General features: G+C 74.8%; 13 protein-coding genes. 7 read left to right on the plus strand and 6 right to left on the minus strand.

Annotation, left to right across the window (positions count from 1 at the left end; translation table 11 throughout):
• Positions 1–25 precede the first annotated feature (25 nt).
• Both BX286_RS02680 and BX286_RS02685 read left to right on the plus strand, forming a co-directional pair.
• On the plus strand, positions 26–688 hold the full coding sequence (locus tag BX286_RS02680; RefSeq protein ID WP_079431098.1) for a hypothetical protein: 663 nt from the start codon (positions 26–28) through the stop codon (positions 686–688).
• 121 nt (positions 689–809) lie between these two features.
• Positions 810–2357: an alpha/beta hydrolase gene (locus BX286_RS02685; protein ID WP_107438364.1), complete on the plus strand. Its 1548-nt coding sequence runs from the start codon at positions 810–812 to the stop codon at positions 2355–2357.
• A 19-nt stretch (positions 2358–2376) separates the two neighbouring features.
• Here the strand turns inward: BX286_RS02685 and BX286_RS02690 are convergent, their stop codons facing one another.
• Together BX286_RS02690 and BX286_RS02695 are read right to left on the minus strand one after the other, a co-directional pair.
• Positions 2377–3135, minus strand: a complete 759-nt coding sequence (locus BX286_RS02690) for an SDR family NAD(P)-dependent oxidoreductase (RefSeq protein ID WP_121014445.1) — start codon at positions 3133–3135, stop codon at positions 2377–2379.
• A 114-nt stretch (positions 3136–3249) separates the two neighbouring features.
• Positions 3250–3834 carry a TetR/AcrR family transcriptional regulator gene (locus BX286_RS02695; protein ID WP_100863994.1) on the minus strand — a complete coding sequence of 195 codons (585 nt, stop codon included), beginning with the start codon at positions 3832–3834 and terminating at the stop codon, positions 3250–3252.
• 183 nt (positions 3835–4017) lie between these two features.
• On the opposite strand from BX286_RS02695, the gene BX286_RS02700 reads away from it, so the two are divergent.
• Together BX286_RS02700 and BX286_RS02705 are read left to right on the plus strand one after the other, a co-directional pair.
• Entirely contained in the window at positions 4018–4452 is a 435-nt protein-coding gene (locus BX286_RS02700) for a CBS domain-containing protein (RefSeq protein WP_079431095.1), read from the plus strand.
• Between the two features lie 200 nt (positions 4453–4652).
• Positions 4653–5735 (plus strand): peptidoglycan recognition protein, encoded by a 1083-nt coding sequence (locus tag BX286_RS02705; protein ID WP_100862198.1) that lies wholly within the window; start codon positions 4653–4655, stop codon positions 5733–5735.
• Between the two features lie 27 nt (positions 5736–5762).
• Here BX286_RS02705 and BX286_RS02710 read toward each other — a convergent pair whose 3' ends face one another.
• From BX286_RS02710 to BX286_RS02725, 4 genes are all read right to left on the minus strand, one after another.
• On the minus strand, positions 5763–6431 hold the full coding sequence (locus BX286_RS02710) for a DUF2278 family protein (protein WP_079431093.1): 669 nt from the start codon (positions 6429–6431) through the stop codon (positions 5763–5765).
• Between the two features lie 44 nt (positions 6432–6475).
• Positions 6476–7996 (minus strand): alpha/beta hydrolase, encoded by a 1521-nt coding sequence (locus BX286_RS02715; RefSeq protein ID WP_079431092.1) that lies wholly within the window; start codon positions 7994–7996, stop codon positions 6476–6478.
• 64 nt (positions 7997–8060) lie between these two features.
• Complete coding sequence (locus BX286_RS02720; protein WP_121014446.1) at positions 8061–11261, minus strand: amidohydrolase family protein; 3201 nt, start codon at positions 11259–11261, stop codon at positions 8061–8063.
• A gap of 149 nt (positions 11262–11410) precedes the next feature.
• Entirely contained in the window at positions 11411–12880 is a 1470-nt protein-coding gene (locus BX286_RS02725; protein ID WP_079431090.1) for a multicopper oxidase family protein, read from the minus strand.
• Between the two features lie 295 nt (positions 12881–13175).
• Here BX286_RS02725 and BX286_RS02730 point away from each other — a divergent pair, with 295 nt between their 5' ends.
• From BX286_RS02730 to BX286_RS02740, 3 genes are all read left to right on the plus strand, one after another.
• Positions 13176–15095, plus strand: coding sequence for a choice-of-anchor R domain-containing protein (locus BX286_RS02730; RefSeq protein ID WP_079431089.1), 1920 nt, complete (start codon positions 13176–13178; stop codon positions 15093–15095).
• Positions 15096–15128: 33 nt separating this feature from the next.
• Positions 15129–15707: a TetR/AcrR family transcriptional regulator gene (locus BX286_RS02735; RefSeq protein WP_079431088.1), complete on the plus strand. Its 579-nt coding sequence runs from the start codon at positions 15129–15131 to the stop codon at positions 15705–15707.
• 81 nt (positions 15708–15788) lie between these two features.
• Entirely contained in the window at positions 15789–16574 is a 786-nt protein-coding gene (locus BX286_RS02740) for an oxidoreductase (RefSeq protein ID WP_079431087.1), read from the plus strand.
• The last annotated feature ends 26 nt before the right edge of the window (positions 16575–16600 follow it).

Consider the following 16600-nt stretch of genomic DNA (forward strand, 5'->3'; position numbering starts at 1 on the left):
GGGGCCCACATTCAGGGAGTTGAGCATGAAGCGGTTGCGTGTGCTGGTCGTCGCCGGGGTGCTGGCGCTGGGTACGGCGGGGGCGGGCACCGCCCACGCGGCCCCGCTGCCGGACGCGGCGGCCTGCCCGGCCGGGGAGGTCTTCGCCACGAACAACACCGCGGTCATCACGGATCCGGGCGACCCCCGGCTGAGGACGCACCTGACCGGGTTCGACCGGGAGGTGCGCGGGATCGTCCGGGCCAACGGCGCCCGGACGGCGCGTTCGACCCTGCTGGACGGGGTGTTCTGGTCCGAGGAGCAGAAACAGACCACCTACGAGCGGTCGCGGGAGTTCGACGTGAACGGTGTCGGCCGCGACGGTCTGCACCACATCGCCGGGGTCATCGCCAAGCGGTACCAGCAGGAGTCGGTGCTGACCTTCCGCTGCCTGCCGCGCGACTCCGCGGAGACCGACGCCGTCGAGATCCAGGCCGAGGGCGTCAGCGCCACCCGGCTGCGCGACGCGCTGGCCGCCGACCCCGAGGCCCGGCAGCGGCTCGGCGGCGGCTCCGTCACCCTCGGGGGACGGCTGATCCTGATCGCCCCGCTCACCGACCTGCCTCTCGCCCAGCGGTTCTCGCAGCGGCTCGGGGTCGACTGGGACAAGACCAGGGTCCGGTACGGCGACGAGGAGTTCGTCAGCTAGGGGACCGGCGGGGGTGGTGCCGGCACCACCCCCGATACGGGCACTGGGGGGATCGTCCGGGCCTCCCCGTTCCCGCAGGATCGGGGCGTACCGAATCGCTCCGACGGGGGGACCCCGCCACATGTACCTCTTCAAGAAGCCCGCGCGCTGGGCCACGGCCGCCGCGTGCGGGCTGCTCGCACTCGCCGCCCTGCCCGCTTCCCCGGCGGCCGCCGCCCCGGCCGGGGGCGGCGCGCCCGCGGTGCCGGCCCGGTACGCGCAGCAGCGGCTCGACTGGCAGCCGTGCCGGGACGGCGCGCTGGAGTGCGCGACCATGACGGTGCCGCGTGACTGGTACCACCCGGGCACGGGCGCGGACCTGACCGTCGCGGTGTCCCGGCACCGGGCCGCGGACCCCGCCGCGCGGCGGGGCGTGCTGATGATGGCGGCCGGCGGGCCGGGGGCCTCGGGGCTGGGCCGGCCCGCGGGGCTGGCGGGGTACTCGCCGAAGCTGGCGGCCGCGTACGACATCGTCGGCTTCGACCAGCGCGGGGTCGGGGCCAGCACACAGGTGGTCTGCTCCGACCAGGACACCGTCGACGCCCTGTTCACCAGCGGCGACCTGCGCGACCGCTCACCGGCGGCCGTGGACGCCACCGTGGAGCGGGCGCGCAACTTCGTACGGGACTGCGAGCGCCGGTCGGGCGGGCTGCTGCCGTACATCACCACCGATCAGGCCGTGCACGACATGGACCTGTTCCGCGCGCTGCTCGGCGAGTCGAAGGTGTCCTACTACGGGCCGTCCTACGCCACCTTCCTCGGCGCCTACTACGCCACCGAGTTCCCGCGCCGGGTCGACCGGGTGGTGCTCGACAGCAACATCGGCTTCACCGGCAGCTGGCAGGAGTTCCTGACGGGTCAGCCGATGAGCTTCCAGCGCCGGTTCGAGCAGGACTTCCTGCCCTGGCTCGCCGCGAACGACGCGACGTACCACCAGGGGCGGACCGCCGAGGAGGCCAAGGCCTCGTACGAGCGGCTACGGAGCTCGCTGGGCGAGCACCCGCTGGACCTGGAGGGGACCACGGTCACCCCCAACCACCTCGACGCCGCCGCGACCTCGGTCATCTACAGCGGCGACGCCTTCCCCGACCTGGCGATGCTGCTCGGCGTCCTGCAGCACCCGGACGCCGCCCCGCCGGCGGTCCGCAAGGCCCTCGCCGACAAGCTGAAGCACCCCGTGGCGGACCGCTTCGCGGCGGACTTCTTCTCCGTCATCTGCCAGGACACCCCCTGGAACCACGACAGCGCCTTCTGGGTGCGGCGCAGCGCGGCCGACACCCGGGCGTACCCGATGGCCGGGGCCCGGGAGCTGACCTTCGCGTCGGTCTGCGCGGCCTGGCCGCGCTCCCGGGCGCCCCGGGTGCAGGTCACCGGCCGCGGGCTGCCGCCGATGATGATGCTCAACTCGCTGCACGATCCCGCCACTTACTACGAGGGCGCGCTGCGTGCCCACCGGGGGACGGCCGGGTCCCGGCTGATCACGGTCGGCGGCGGTGACCACGGGGTCTACCAGTCGCACAACGCCTGCGTGGACGCGTACGTCGAGGGCTTCCTCGTCGACGGCCGGATGCCGGCCGAGGACGCCTCGTGCGAGGGCAAGCCGCTGCCCTCCCCCGCCGGCGGCCGGTGAGCTCCCGCCCGCCGGGCCCTCAGGCCGAGGAGCCGCTGTCGACCACGAGGTCGGTTCCGACCACGGCTCCGGCCTCCGGCGAGGCCAGGTACAGCACGGCCGCGGCCACCTCCTCGGCCTCCGCGAGGCGGCCGAGGGGGTTCTCGCCCTTGATCCGCCGGGCGCGGTCGGCCTCGGTCTCCCCCGGGCGCAGGGACATGGGCGCGGCGGTGGCGCCGGGGCTGACCGCGTTGATGCGGACACCCTCGCGGATGTGGTCGAGGGCCGCGGCGCGGGTGAGGGCGGCGACGGCCGCCTTGGAGGTGACGTAGGCGGCGGCGTTCGGGATGCGGGTGTGGGCGCCCAGGTTGGAGGAGATGTTGACGATGACGCCGCCACCGTTCTCGCGCATGTGGGCTATCTCGTGCTTCATCGCCAGCCAGACGCCGGTGACGTTGGTGTGCAGCACCGCGTCCCAGTCCTCCTCGGCGATGTCGGCGGCGGGGACGGTGCCCCGCAGGATCGCGGCGTTGTTGACGGCGACGTCGAGCCCGCCGAAGCGCTCCACGGTATCCCGCACGAGGCCGGCGAGCCGGCCGGAGTCGGTGACGTCGGCGGGGACGGCGGCGGCGGTGCCGCCGGCGGCCGCGATGAGGGCCACGGTCTCCTCCAGCGGGGCCGCGGTGCGTCCGGCGGCGACCACGCGGGCCCCCTCGGCGGCGAAGGCGAGGGCGGTCGCACGGCCGATGCCGGAGCCGGCGCCGGTCACCAGGACGGTCTTGCCGGTGAAGCGGTTCATGTTCGGTGACTCCCTTGAGGGCCACGCAGGGCCCATATTTGAACGAACGGTTCAGAATGAAGGCATACGGAAGAGAGCCGCGAGGCTCTCCTCGTCTTTGTTCCGTGGGTCGGGTCAGTCCAGCAGGGCCAGGGCCTGTTCGGCCGCGTCCCGCACCCGGGCCGGGTCGTCCGAGGCCTTTCCGACGACCCGGACGCCCTGGAGCAGCACCAGCAGCATGCGGGCCAGCGCCTGCGGGTCGCGCCCGTCCGGCAGCTCGCCCTGGCCCTGGGCCCGCACGAGCGCGGAGTGCAGCAGGGTCTCGAAGCGGTCCCAGTTCGCCTGGACCCGGCGGGCCGCGCCGCCGTCGTGCGCGGCCAGCTCGGCGGCGGTGTTGGTGACGAAGCACCCGGTCCGCCGCCGGTCCGGGGAGGCCGCCTCCGCGGCGAAGCGGCGGACCACCTCCCGTACGGCGGGCAGTGCCGGCCCCGGCCGGGACAGCTCCGCCAGCAGGAGCGGGTTCTGCGTCTCGGCGTAGCGGTCCAGCGCCTTCAGGTAGAGCTCGCGCTTGCTGCCGAAGGTCGCGTAGATGCTGGCGCGCCCGATGCCGAGGTGCGCGACGAGGTCCGCGACCGACGTCGCCTCGTAACCGCGCCGCCAGAACAGCTCGAGGGCCGACTGCAGCGCGGCGTCCGGATCGAATTCCTTGGTCCTGGCCACATCGAAGATCATAAAGCCGTCTGGAACGGTCGGTCAAGAACGATCGGTCAAGAACCACGCGGGGGTCGAGAACCGCGCGGGGTGCGGGCCGGCCGTTCGGCGCGCCGGGCGGGCCCATCCGTGCTGTCCTCGAAGGGGAGGGTGTACAAGGCACGGACCACTCGTCGAAGCCGAGGAGGAGCCATGACCAGGAACCTGCGGGCCCGGGACATCATGACCAAGGGGGTCCAGTGCGTCCGGGAGGACCAGAGCCTGCTGGACGCGTCGCGGATGATGCGCGACCTGAACGTCGGCTGCCTGCCCATCTGCGGGGACGACCAGCGCCTCCAGGGGCTGATCACCGACCGCGACATCGTCGTCAAGTGCTGCGCCGAGGGCCGGGACCCGGCCGCGATGAAGGCCGGGGAACTCGCCGGGACGCTGTTCTGGGTGGACGCCGACAGCAACGCGCAGGAGGCGGTGGACACCATGGAGATCCACCAGATCAAGCGGCTGCCGGTCATCGACGTGGCCGGCGGGCACCGGCTGATCGGGATGATCACCGAGGCCAATCTGGCGAGGAACCTCTCGGACGCGGAGATCGCGGAGTTCGCGGTCCGCGTCTACGCCGCGAACTGACGGGATCCGCGGCGTCCGCCGGCCGGTCCCCGCGACCTCCCGCCGGACACCCGTAACCCCCCGCCGGTCCCCTCGTTGAAGCAACCGGTCAGCGAAGTGGTGATGCGCCGGCCGGGCTCCTGGAGCCCGGCCGGCGCATTGCGTCGACGAGGGGGAAGTACCGCGTGCCAAGCCGCCGATCACGGCACACGAGCGCCGCAGTGACCGTGACCGCCGCCGTGATCTGCGCGCTCACCGCCACGGCCGCGACCGGGGACCAGCCCGCCGCCCCTCCCCCCGCGACCGCCCGGGCCTTCACCCTCACCGCCGGCACCACGGGTCCCGTCCTCACCGCCGCGCACACCTCGGGCTTCAGCATGCTGGCCGTCACCGAACCCGCGGGCCGGCCCCCCGCCCCCGGCGGGTACCGGGTCCGTACGAGGTCCCGTGCCTCCGGCTCCTGGTCCGGCTGGACGGTGCTGGAGCCCGGCGAGCCCTGGTGGGCCGGGCCCTCCACCGGGGTCGAGGTCCGGGCCGCGGACGCGGACGCCGCCCTGGCACCCGGACTGCGCCTGGACCTGGTCGACCCCGGCCCCGGCCCGTCGGCCCGTCCCCGGTCCGCCGCCCCGGCATTCGGCCCCGTGAGGGCGGCCTACGAGGGGGCCGGCGCCCTCCCGCGCCGCCCGAGGGTGGTCCCCCGCGCCGACTGGGGCGCGGCGCAGGACGACGGCAGCCCGGTGGTGTACGGCCGGGAGGTCAAGGCCGTGTTCGTCCACCACACCGCGCAGACCAACGCCTACGACTGCGCCGACTCCCCCGCGATCGTGCGCGGGCTGCAGACCCTCCACGAGCGGGTCAACGGCTGGAAGGACCTCGGCTACAACTACGTGGTCGACAAGTGCGGGACGGTCTTCGAGGGCCGGGCGGGCGGCTCCGACCGGCCCGTCACCGGCGCGCACACCCTCGGCTTCAACACCGACACCCTGGGCGTCGCCGTGATCGGCTTGTACACGGACGAGGAGGCCCCGCCCGCGGCGGTGGAGGCCGTCGCCCGGCTCGCGGGCTGGGCCCTGCGGCGGTACGGGCACGACCCGTCCGGCACGGTGACCCTGACCTCCTCCGTCGACAACGGCCGCTTGCGGCGCGGTGAGCGGGTGACGGTGGAGCGGGTCTCCGGCCACCGCGACGTGTTCGCCACCGAGTGCCCCGGGACCGCCCTCTACCGGCAGCTCCCCGCGCTGCGCCGGCTGGCCGCGGACCCGTTCGGGGGTCTGCTCCCCGGCATCGGGGAACTGCCCGCCTGACCGCCCGGCCGACGGCATGACGGGGGGTCAGGGGCCCGTCGTGGGGTGGCCGTTCGCGTCGGTGTGGTCCGCCTGGCTGGAGAACTTGTTCAGGAAGACGTCGTACCGGCCGTCCGGGCGCCGGGTGAGGGTGGCCCCGTCCTGCCAGGTGCCGTTGTCGGGCCACCACTGGCTGCCGGAGGGGTCGCCCTGGTTCTGGTGGACGTTGTGCATCCCGAGGCCGTGGTCGAAGGGCTCGCCGAAGACCAGCACTTCACGCCCGGGGACCAGGATGGGCTCCAGGGCCTGGGCGGCGTCGAGGTTGGAACCCGAGACCCACGGGTGCGGCGGGTGCAGCCGGTCCACGAGGGCCTGGAGCCAGGCGGGGGGACGGCGCGGGAACAGGCAGCCCGGACGGTCCGCGAGGGCCGGGTGGCGCTGGTAGTCGAGGGCGCCGGAGCCGCTGGACATGGACAGTTCGTGGTAGCCGGGGCCCATGGCCGGCACCGGGTCGAGGATCGAGGCGGCCAGGGTGAACACCTTCCACTGGACGCCGGTGGCGGACTGTTTGCTGTCCACGTCGACGGCGCACCGGTAGCGGCCGGCGGGCGCGTCGACCTCGAGGTTGACGTGGAACCAGCGCCCCATGGTGTCGGGCTGGTCGCGGAAGTGGCGGTGCAGCGTCCCTGACAGCACGCCGTAGGAGTCGAGCGGCATGCGGCCAGTGAACCACCGGTCCCCGCGCCGGCCGGGGAGCGGGGTCAGTTCGGGCAGTCGGTGTCCCGGGCGGGGCGGACCCCGGTGGTCAGGAAGCGGGTGACGGCGCGGTCCCCGCATGCGTTGCCGTTGCCGAGGTACATGCCGTGGCCGCCCTGCTCGACGGTGACCATCACGGCCCGGCCGCCCAGGGCCCGGCGCATCTTCAGGCTCTCGGAGTGGGGCGTGGCCGGGTCGCGGCGGCTCTGCACCATGAGGACGTCGGAGGGGCCGTCGTCGGTGATCCGGGTGGGCTTCTGTACGGGCCGGTCCTTCCAGAAGGAGCACGGGGTGACGTTGACCGGCATGCCCGCGGTCAGGGGGTGACGGGCGCGGTCCTCGTCCACGGCGCGCTGCCGGCCGGCGGCGGGCAGGAGGGGCCAGGCGACGTCGTTGCAGATGACCGCGACCATCTGGGCGGCGTCCTGGTCGCGCAGGGGCTGGGCCAGCTCCGGCGGGAGGGCGGGCGTGGCCGCCGGGTCCCGCAGGGAGACGAGGAGCCGGGCGAACGCGGGGAAGGCGGAATCCGAGTAGAGGGCGTTCTGCAGGGCCTGGCGCAGGCCGTTGCCGGTCAGGGGCACCCCCTCGGTGGCGGACGGGCGCGGGATCCGGTCGAGGGCTTCGGCGAGGGAGAGCACGAGGGGTTCCACCTCCTCGGGGCGCTGGGCCAGGCGCAGGCCTTCGCGGTCCCGGTCGGGGTGGGCGGCCCAGGCGGCGAAGTCGGGGAAGCGGTCGTCGGCGCCCTTGGCCATGTTGGCGAGCCAGCCCCGGGCGACCCGCTGCGGGTCGGGGTCGCCGCTGCTGTCGAGGACCCAGCGGTCGGTGCGCCCGGGGTAGGTCTGCGCGTACACGGCGCCCACGTAGGTGCCGTACGAGACGCCCCAGGCGGAGAGTTTGCGCTCGCCGAGGGCCGTGCGCAGGCGGTCCATGTCACGGACCTGATTGGCGGTGGTGAAGCTGCGCAGGACGGGGCCGCCGTTCGCGGCGCAGGCCTCGGCGATGCGCCGGGAGCGGTCGACGTTGCCGCTGATGTCGCCGCCCGGGCCGGGCCAGGAGCGCAGGGCGGTGAGGTAGCGGTCCTCGGGGGCGATGCCGCAGTGCGCGGTGGTGCTGCCGCCGACACCCCGGGGGTCGAAGGCGACGAGGTCGTAGGTGCCGCCGAGCTCCTTCTGGAGGGCGGCGCCCTTCTGCGTCAGGCGCTGTACGCCGGAGCCGCCGGGGCCGCCGGGGATGACGACGAGGGTGCCCCGGCGGGCGGCGGGGCGGTCGCTGCGGATGCGGGAGACGGCCACGCTGATCCGCGGGCCGGCCGGGTCGGCGTAGTCGAGGGGGACGGGGAGGTCGGCGCACTCCTGCGCGGCGGGGCCGCCGGGCTTGGCGCAGGGGTGCCAGTCGAGGCGGGGCGCGGGGGTGCGGGGGCCCTCGGCGGCCACCGGTGCCGCGGAGGCGGCCGGTACGGCGGCCGCGGTCAGGGCGGTGGCGGTGGCGAGGGCGAGCAGGGAGGCCTTGGTCCGGTGCGTCGTCATGGGGCAAGCCTCGCCGGTCCGCGGCCGGGTCCCCATCCGGCGGCCCGGTGACCGCCCGGTGGGGTTAACCCCCGTGCTGGTGGGGGGTGTTGCAGCAGGCGTCGCGCTGCATCTGGTGCCGGACGGGGTGCCAGGCGGCCGGGACGGACGCGGTGGCCGGCGGGGCGGGAGCGGGGAAGGCGGCTTCCAGGGCGTCGCGTTCGTGGAGGATGCCCGCGCGCAGCACCGCGCGGACCCGGACCAGGTCGGCGAAGTCGGTGAAGGGGTCGCCGTCGACGAGGGTGAGGTCGGCGTACTTCCCGGGTTCGACCGTGCCCAGGTGGTCGTCGGCGCCGAAGACGCGGGCCGGGGTGCGGGTGGCGGTGGTGAGGGCCTCGGCCGGGGACAGGCCGTAGCGGTGCAGGGCGCGCAGGGCGAGGTGGAGATGGAGGCCGACGGGGGTGAGGGGGGCGTCGGTGCCCAGGGCGACCCGGCCGCCGCCGGCCAGGACGGCGCGGTAGACGGCCACTTCCCTTTCCATGGCGTCGAGTTGTTCGGCGGCGGGTGGCTGGGCGGCCGCGGCCTTGACGGCGGCGGCGTCCCAGGGCGGCATCAGTGCGGTGACGCGGGCATCGGCGGCGAGGGAGGGGTCGGCGCCGATGAGGGGGAAGGCCGTGAAGGGGGTGGCGATCAGGTCGAAGCGGCCGCGCGTGTACACCTCCAGGGTGTCCTGTTCGGTGTGGCCCGCGGGAGTGGCGCCGTGGCCGTACTCGGCGCGTTCGGTGGCGATCAGATGGGTGGTCAGGTCCTGGCCGGACTGGATGCCGGGGGCGCACAGGTGGGAGCCGGACAGGACGCCGAGCCGTTCGTGGGCGAAGCGGGCGGCCTCCTCCATGGCGGCGTAGGGGGCGCGGACGTAGGTCTTGACGAAGTCCCAGTCCAGGGCGGCGGCCCGGGCCAGGGAGCGGGTGAAGCCCTCGGGGGTGCGGTGGGCGCGGCCCATGCTGTAGGCGACGCGGGAGCCGTCGAGGAGTTCCCCGCCGGCCAGCAGCCGGGGCGCGGCGAGCAGGCCGGCCCGGATGTCCTCGCGCAGCCGGGCCTGTTCGTAGGCGGAGCCGCCGAGGGAGACGGCGGTGGTGACCCCGTAGGCGAGGTGGAGCACGCCCTGGCGGGCCCCGTAGGTGTAGGGGTACGGGTGGACGTGGGAGTCCCACAGGCCGGGCAGGACGGTGCCCCGGGAGGCGTCGACGGTGCGGGCGGCGCGGCGGCCGGGGCGGTGGGGTTCGACGGCGGTGACGCGGCCGCCGCTGACGAGGACGTCGACGTCGGCGCGGGGCGGGGTGCCGGTGCCGTCCCACAGCAGTCCGGCGTGCACGACGGTGTCCACGGGGGCGGGGCGGCGGTGGGTGAGGGCGAGGGGGACGGTGCGCGGGGCTCCGGCGGGGCGGCCGTCGGCGTCGAGGGGCAGCAGGCGCAGGCGGCCGGCGGACTGGTAGAGCAGGGTGCGGGAGTCCCCGGACCAGGAGGGGTGGTCGGCGCTCTCGTCGGTGAGGCGGCGGGCGGCGCCGGTGGGGGTGCCGTCGGGGGTGACGGGCAGCAGCCACAGGGCGGACTCGCTGACGCAGGCCAGGAAGCGGCCGTCGGGCGACCAGACGGGCCCGGAGGCGTAGCGGTCGGAGAGCGAGGCGTGCGGGGCGAGGGCCTGGAGGCGGGCCGTGCCGGTGGTCGTGTCGACGATCCGGATCAGGTTGTAGCCCTCGCGGAAGCGGCGGCTGAGCCGGTTGCGGTCGCAGAGGGCGAGGTGGCGTCCGTCGGGCGACCAGCTGGGCGGGCTGGGCAGTCCGCCGCCACCGAGGGCGGTGACGAGGGGGGTTTCCGTGCCGGTGGCGAGGTCGCGGACGCAGAGCCGGCCGGAGAGGTCGAGGGCGGCGAGGCGGGTGCCGTCCGGGGAGAGGGAGCCGTAGACGCGGCCGGGCGGGGACAGGACGCTCTCGCGGCCGTCGGCGAGGTCCCGGCGGCGTACGGTGTTCAGCCCGTCGCGGTCGTCGGTGTAGAGCAGGGCGCGGCCGTCCGGGGTCCACACCGGGTTCTGGGGGTAGGCGGTCGTCTTCGCCCGGAGGATGCGGCGCGGGGCTCCGCCGGTGACGTCCGCGACCCAGAGGCCGCCGAGGGCGGCGAAGGCCACGCTGCGGCCGTCGGGCGAGAGGGCGGGCAGGTGGATCCCGCGTACGGGCAGCGGCCGTTCGGCCTCCAGGGCGTACTCCTTGATCCGGTGGCGGGGGCGGGCCACCTCCAGGGTGGCGTCGAGGGGGATCTCCTCGCCGGTGCGCTCGCGGTGGGGGCGGACGGCGCGGAAGCGCCCGTCGAGGGTGACCAGCAGCCGGTCCTCGCCGAGCCAGCGCGGGGGCGCCGGGGCGAGGTCGCCGTCGAGGGGGACGGGCCGGCCGTCGGCGTAGAGGGTCAGGTGCTCCGCCTTGCGGGGGCCGGGGGTGGCGCAGAGCCAGGCGGTGCGTCCGGCCGGGGAGAGGGCGGGGGCCAGCAGGCTGCCTTCGCCGGCGGTGTGCTCGGTGCGTACGGGGCCGGTGCCGTCGGCGGCCGCGGAGGCGAGGGTGCGGGCGGTGAGGCTGCCCTCGCCGGCGGGGGTGGCGCGGACGAACAGCACGCGGGAGCCGTCGGGGGTGAAGACGGGGTCGAAGTCCTCCCAGGCGCCGCCCTGTTCCGGGCCGTCCTGTCCGGGGACGCCGGTGAGGCGGCGCAGGCCGCCGTCGCCCAGGGCCACGGTCCAGATCCGGTACGGGCTGCCCGTCACGGGGTCGCCGCCGCGTTCGGAGCAGAAGGCGAGGGTGCGGCCGTCGGGCGACCAGGCCGGGGCGCGGTGGTCGAAGGGGCCGTCGGTGAGCCGGCGCAGCCCGGTGCCGTCGGCCCGCATCACCCAGATGTGGAAGTTCCCGCCACGGTAGGCGCACAGGGCCACCCGGCTGCCGTCCGGGGAGAGGACGGGGCGGCCGGGTTCCAGATCGGGCGGGGTGAGCCGGGTCGCCGGGGAGCCGTCGCGCGGCAGCGACCACAGGACGCCCTGGACCTCGGCGACGACGCGGTCCAGGGAGGGGGTGGCCGTGGCGGCGCCGTTGGTCGCACGGGTGAACCGCAGCCGGACCGTGTCGGACGGCTGCGCCGGGGCCCGGCCGGGGACGGCGGGCGCCGCCACCGCCTGCGGCCGGCGCAGCAGCGTCGCCAGCGTTCCGGCCGAAGCCGCCTGCAGTACCGTCCTGCGCGCGATCCGCATCCCGGCCGCCCCTCCGCGTCCCCGGTCCCGCCCTCCGGTCCCGTCGGCCTGCCGAACGACGGGGACCCCGCCCGGGCAACGGGCCCGGGAACGGGCTCACCCCGGCGGGCCCGCGTCCGCCGGGGTGAGGATATGCGGCGCGGAGGGCGTCAGGAGATGCGCATATTGGCCATCATGCCCATCGCGCCGTGGTCGAACAGGTGGCAGTGGTACACGTAGGTGCCGCGGTAGCCGGTGAAGGTGGCCTGGAGCTTGACGGTCTCGCCCGGCTTGAGCGGGACGGTGTCCTTGAGGCCGGTCTCGGGGCCGGAGGTGACCGGCTGGCCGTTGCGCTCCAGCACCCGGAACTGGACCAGGTGCATGTGGAAGTTGTGCGGGGCGAGCTTGTTGGTGTTGTGCACGGTCCAGATCTCGGTGGCACCGTAGGCGATCTCGGTGTCGATGCGGTCCATGTCGAACGTCTTGCCGTTGATGTACGCGCTGCCGCCGGGGGCCTCGTCCATGTGCATGTCGAAGTCGCGGTTGACGGTGGCCGTGCCCAGCGGGGGCAGCGTGCGCAGCGTCTCCGGGACGGAGCTGTGGTCCGGGGCGGTGTGGGTGACGCGGAACTGGAGCACCTTGCCGACGACGTCCGCCGACTCGAAGGGGGCGATGTCCTTGTTGCGGAGCTCGATGACGGTGCCGACCGGGTAGCGGGAGAAGTCGATGACCACGTCGGCGCGCTCGCCGGGGCTGATCTTGACGACGTTCGTGCGGTACGGGGCCGGCAGGAGGCCGCCGTCGGTGCCGATCTGCACCAGCTCGGAGTCGTCGGCGAGGGACAGGTCGAAGAAGCGCTGGTTGGAGGTGTTGGTGAGGCGGAAGCGGTACTTGCGGGAGGCCACCTCGAAGTACGGCCAGGCCTTGCCGTTGGCGAGGACCACGTTGCGCTTCATGAAGTCGCCCATGGCGTAGACGAGTTCGCCGCTCTCCAGGAAGCGCGCGTCGCGCAGCGAGATCGGCACGTCGTACTGGCCCGCGGGCAGCGGCAGCCGGCGCTCGACGTCGTCGGTGAGGATGTACGTGCCCGTCATGCCGCGGAAGACGTTCTCCGACTCCATGTGGTGGGCGTGGTCGTGGAACCACAGGTTCGCGTGCGGCTGGGTGTTGGGGTACGTGTACGTCTTGGTGCCGCCGCCGGCCGGGATCAGGTCCATCGGCGAGCCGTCGCTGTCCTGGGGGACGTGGGCTCCGTGGAGGTGGATCGAGGTGGGGACGGCGAGGTTGTTCGTCTGCTTGATCACCACGCGGCGGTTGGACTCCGCCTTGATGACCGGGCCGGGGAAGGAGCCGTTGAAGGTGCGCAGCGGGGTGCTCAGCCCCGGCACGATCTCCTTCGTGGCCTCCTTGAGGGTCATCCGGTAGTAGCTGGTGGTGCTGGTGGAGAAGTAGGGCGAGAGGACCGGAGGCAGCGGCATCTTCTGCGTGAACTTGGCTATGCCGGCCGCGTCGAGCTCGGCCGCGGCGGCGCGCGCGGGCTCCTTCGCGGTGGCGTTCACGACGGGCAGCAGCATGCCGCCGGTACCGACGATGCTGGTGGCCGCGACGCCTGCCTTGAGTGCGGTCCGTCGAGTGATCACTGTTCCCCCGGTGGGTACTGGCCCGGCGCCTCGCGTGCCGGTCGGACTGGTGGGCGTACTGATGTGCGGTGGTGGACGAGGAGAGAGTGCGCGAAGCCGGTGGTGCGCCGCTGGTGCGGCTGTGGAGGACCGGTGAAGAGGTGCGTCCGAACGGGGGACTTCGCGGAGTGTCCCGGGCGTGGTGTGCGCATACGGGACCAACGTGTCGCCCGGGCCGGGGATATTGGATGAATAGCGCCGTCCACGCGCCCTGCCAGGCTTTTTGACGGTTCGTCACTGTGGAGGCAATTTCGTGATGATGCGATCCGGTTCCGTTCTGGCGGCCACCGCCCTGCTCACGACACTGCTGCACGCGGCGGACGGCGCGGTCGTCGCGACTGCCAGGGCCGCTACGGGCGGGCCCCCCGCCCAGGCCCGGCGGGCGGCGCCGGACCGGCAGGCCGGGCACGCGGCGGCCCTGGCCGGGATCGGCGGGGCCGGGAACGCCGGGGCCCAGGAGTTCACCACCGCGGCCGGCCGGCTGGACCGGGTGAGCCTGTACCTGAACAGCTCGGCGGCGGCCGGACGGGTGCGGGTGCAGGTCCGGACCGTCCGGGACGACCCGGGGTCCGCGGTCGCGGACGCCGCCGTCGACCTGGCTTCGCTGGGCGGGCCCGGCGCGGGCTGGGTGGAGGTGGCGCTGTCGGCCTCCGTGCGGCCGGGCACCCGCTACTGGCTGTTCGCCCAGGCGACGACGGCCGACGGCAAGCCGGTGGTCTGGTACGGCACGCGCGGGGACACGGCGGGAGCCCCCGGTTCCCGGTACGACGAGGGCGGCTGGCGGGAGAGCGGGGGGCGGTTCGCGTTCTACGTGAACCCGTCGGGGCCGGAGCGGTGCGGGGAGGTGGAGCCCTGTTACGTCCCCGCCTCCCTGAAGCCCGCCCGTACGGCGGGGCTGCTCGCCGACGGGGGCGGGGCGGTGGAGGCGGTCGATCCGGCCTTCGCCGTCGGCGCCCGTTACGTGCCGGGCAGCAACGTGCTGGAGCTGCCGTCCGGGCGGTGGCGCTACCTGCCGGCGGGCGCGTCGAAGTCGCGGGTCGTCGCCGCGGACGACCCGGGGGCCCTGGCGCAGATCGCCGAGTCCCGGCGCTGGCTGGCCTCGGGGACGGTCCCGGGCGCTGCGGGGGCCCGGCGCGAGGCCGCCGAGCGGGCGCTGCTGTCGATGCGGGCGCTGCTGCGGCCCAACGGGGCCTTCGCCGCGGCCTGGTACCCGTTCTGGGACTTCTCCTGGCCGCGGGACTCGGCCTTCGCCGCGGCCGCGTTCGCGCACACGGGCCATGCCGAGGAGGCGTACCGGATCCTGCGCTACAACGCCGCGACCCAGCGGCCGGACGGCACCTGGGAGGCCCGGACCCGCCTCGACGGGTCGGGGCCGCCCGACTCCCGGCCGTGGCAGCTGGACGCCAACGGCTGGGTCCCCTGGGCGGCCTGGCAGTGGTACCGGACGGCGCCCGCGGCGGGCCGGGCCGAGCGGCTGCGGGCGCTGTACCCGGCGCTGGCGAAGGCGGCCGACTTCACCGCCGGCTCGCTGGACGCGCAGGGGCTGCCGCCCGCTTCCCCCGACTACTGGGAACTGCCCACCACGACCGCGAACATCGGTACCGCCGCCCCGCTGCTGGCCGGGCTGAACGCCGCCGCCGGCCTCGCCCGGGAACTGGGCCGGGACGCGGACGCCGGGCGCTGGGCGCAGGCCGCCGGCCGGCTGGAGGCGGGCATCGCGAAGCGGTTCGCGCCGCTCGGCTACGGGCGTACGGCCGACGGGCTGCACGGGCGCGACAGCGCGGCGGCGTTCATGGCGCCCCCGTTCAACACGGCGCCCGCGGACCTGCCCCGGGCCCTCGACGACACCTACCGGGAGCTGCGGCGCCCCAACGGCGGGCTGGTGCCGGGCAGCGACCCCGACCCCGGCACCCCGTGGGGGAACATCACCTGGACGGCGAGCACCTCGTTCTTCGCCCTGGCCTGGACCGCCTCGGGCGAACGCGCCAAGGGCGGCGCGGTGCTCGACTGGGTGGTGGCCCAGCGGAACCTGCTGGGCGAACTCCCGGAGACGGTGGACGCCCAGGGCCTGCCGAAGGCCGTCGTGCCGCTGGGCTGGACGGACGCCCTGGTGCTGCTGACCCTCGGCGCGCAGGAGGGCAGGGGGGCGGAGACACCGCCCAGGGCCCGTAGTTGACCCAGGAGTACACAATGGTGTTGAATCACGATCATGGGAAGGCCGAAGCAGTTCGATCCTGAAGCCGCCGTCGAGCAGGCCATGCAGGTGTTCTGGCGGCAGGGTTACGCCGCCACCACCCCGCAGGACCTGGTCGACGCGCTCGGCATCGGCAAGGGGAGCCTCTACCACGCCTTCGGCAGCAAGCACGCCCTGTTCGAGCTGGCCCTGCGGCGCTACCGCGACAGCCAGGCACTGGCGGTGATCGAACTGCTGGGCGGGGACGGCCCCGTGAAGGAGCGGCTGCGCGCCGCCCTGCGCATGCTCGTCGAGATGGACCTCACCGATCCGGACCGGCGCGGCTGCATGGCGGTCAACACCGCCGCGGAGCTGGCGGGGGCCGACGAAGTGGCCTCCGAGCTGGTGCGGCGGATGTTCGACCGTACGGAGGAGGCCCTGCGGGCGCTGGTCGAGGAGGGCCGGCGCTCCGGGGAGATCTCGCCGGACCGCGACGCCCGCGCCGTGGGGAGCATGCTGCTGAGCACGGCCGTCGGGCTGCGGCTGCTGGCGCGCGTCGCCGAGGGGCCCGAGCGCCTCTGCCTGGTGGTCGAGGCCACCGTCGACTCGCTCTGACACCCCGTCCCGCCCGCCCCGTACGGGGCGGTCTCCGGCATGCCCATGTTTTGTACCTGTAGCTCAAGAACTGGGGAACCCATGAAGCTCGGACTGCACGACAAGACCGCCGTCGTCACCGGCGCGAGCCGCGGCATAGGCCTCGCCACGGTGCGGCTGCTGGTGGAGGAGGGGGTGCGCGTCGTCGGCGCCGCCCGGACGGTCACGCCGGAACTCGCCGCCTCCGGTGCCCTCGGGGTCGCCGCCGACCTCGGCACCGCCGCCGGCGTGGCCGCCCTCGCGGAGGCCGCGCACGCCGAACTGGGCGGCGTCGACCTGCTCGTGAACAACGTGGGCGGAGGCGACCCGGAGGGCGGCCTCACCGGCTTCCTGGACAGCGACGACGCCCAGTGGGCCCGGTACCTGGACCTCAACCTGATGAGCGCGGTGCGGCTGACCCGCGCCGTCCTGCCGGGACTCGTCGAACGCCGGGGCGCCGTCGTCAACGTCTCCTCCGTCTGTTCCCGCCTGCCCGCGACCGGCCCGGTCGCCTACAGCGCGGCCAAGGCGGCACTGGGCGCGGTGACCAAGTCGCTCGCCGAGGAGTTCGGGCCCCGGGGGGTGCGCGTCAACACCGTCTCCCCCGGTCCGACCCGCACCGCGATCTGGGAGGACCCCGAGAACTTCGGCGGGCTCGTGGCCGAGGCGGCCGGGGTCGCGCACTCCGTCCTCCTGGAGCGCCTCCCGGCGGACTTCGGCCTCACCACCGGCCGGATGACCGAGGCGCACGAGGTGGCCTCGGTCGTGGTCTTCCTGCTGTCCGGCGTCGCCGGCAACGTCACGGGCGCCGACTACGTCGTCGACGGCGGGATGGTCAAGACGGTCTGACGCCGGCGGCGTCCGGGGGCCGAGGG

The organism is Streptomyces sp. 3211.6, assembly GCF_003634815.1.
In the GTDB taxonomy this organism is placed as follows: domain Bacteria; phylum Actinomycetota; class Actinomycetes; order Streptomycetales; family Streptomycetaceae; genus Streptomyces; species Streptomyces katrae_A.

Bases quoted from the DNA above. Each gene is read 5' to 3' on its own strand.
- BX286_RS02715 (WP_079431092.1), bottom strand. From the start codon at position 7,996: ATGACGACGCACCGGACCAAGGCCTCCCTGCTCGCCCTCGCCACCGCC.
- BX286_RS02685 (WP_107438364.1), top strand. From the start codon at position 810: ATGTACCTCTTCAAGAAGCCCGCGCGCTGGGCCACGGCCGCCGCGTGC.
- BX286_RS02700 (WP_079431095.1), top strand. From the start codon at position 4,018: ATGACCAGGAACCTGCGGGCCCGGGACATCATGACCAAGGGGGTCCAG.
- BX286_RS02710 (WP_079431093.1), bottom strand. From the start codon at position 6,431: ATGCCGCTCGACTCCTACGGCGTGCTGTCAGGGACGCTGCACCGCCAC.
- BX286_RS02720 (WP_121014446.1), bottom strand. From the start codon at position 11,261: ATGCGGATCGCGCGCAGGACGGTACTGCAGGCGGCTTCGGCCGGAACG.
- BX286_RS02730 (WP_079431089.1), top strand. From the start codon at position 13,176: ATGATGCGATCCGGTTCCGTTCTGGCGGCCACCGCCCTGCTCACGACA.
- BX286_RS02680 (WP_079431098.1), top strand. From the start codon at position 26: ATGAAGCGGTTGCGTGTGCTGGTCGTCGCCGGGGTGCTGGCGCTGGGT.
- BX286_RS02735 (WP_079431088.1), top strand. From the start codon at position 15,129: ATGGGAAGGCCGAAGCAGTTCGATCCTGAAGCCGCCGTCGAGCAGGCC.
- BX286_RS02740 (WP_079431087.1), top strand. From the start codon at position 15,789: ATGAAGCTCGGACTGCACGACAAGACCGCCGTCGTCACCGGCGCGAGC.
- BX286_RS02690 (WP_121014445.1), bottom strand. From the start codon at position 3,135: ATGAACCGCTTCACCGGCAAGACCGTCCTGGTGACCGGCGCCGGCTCC.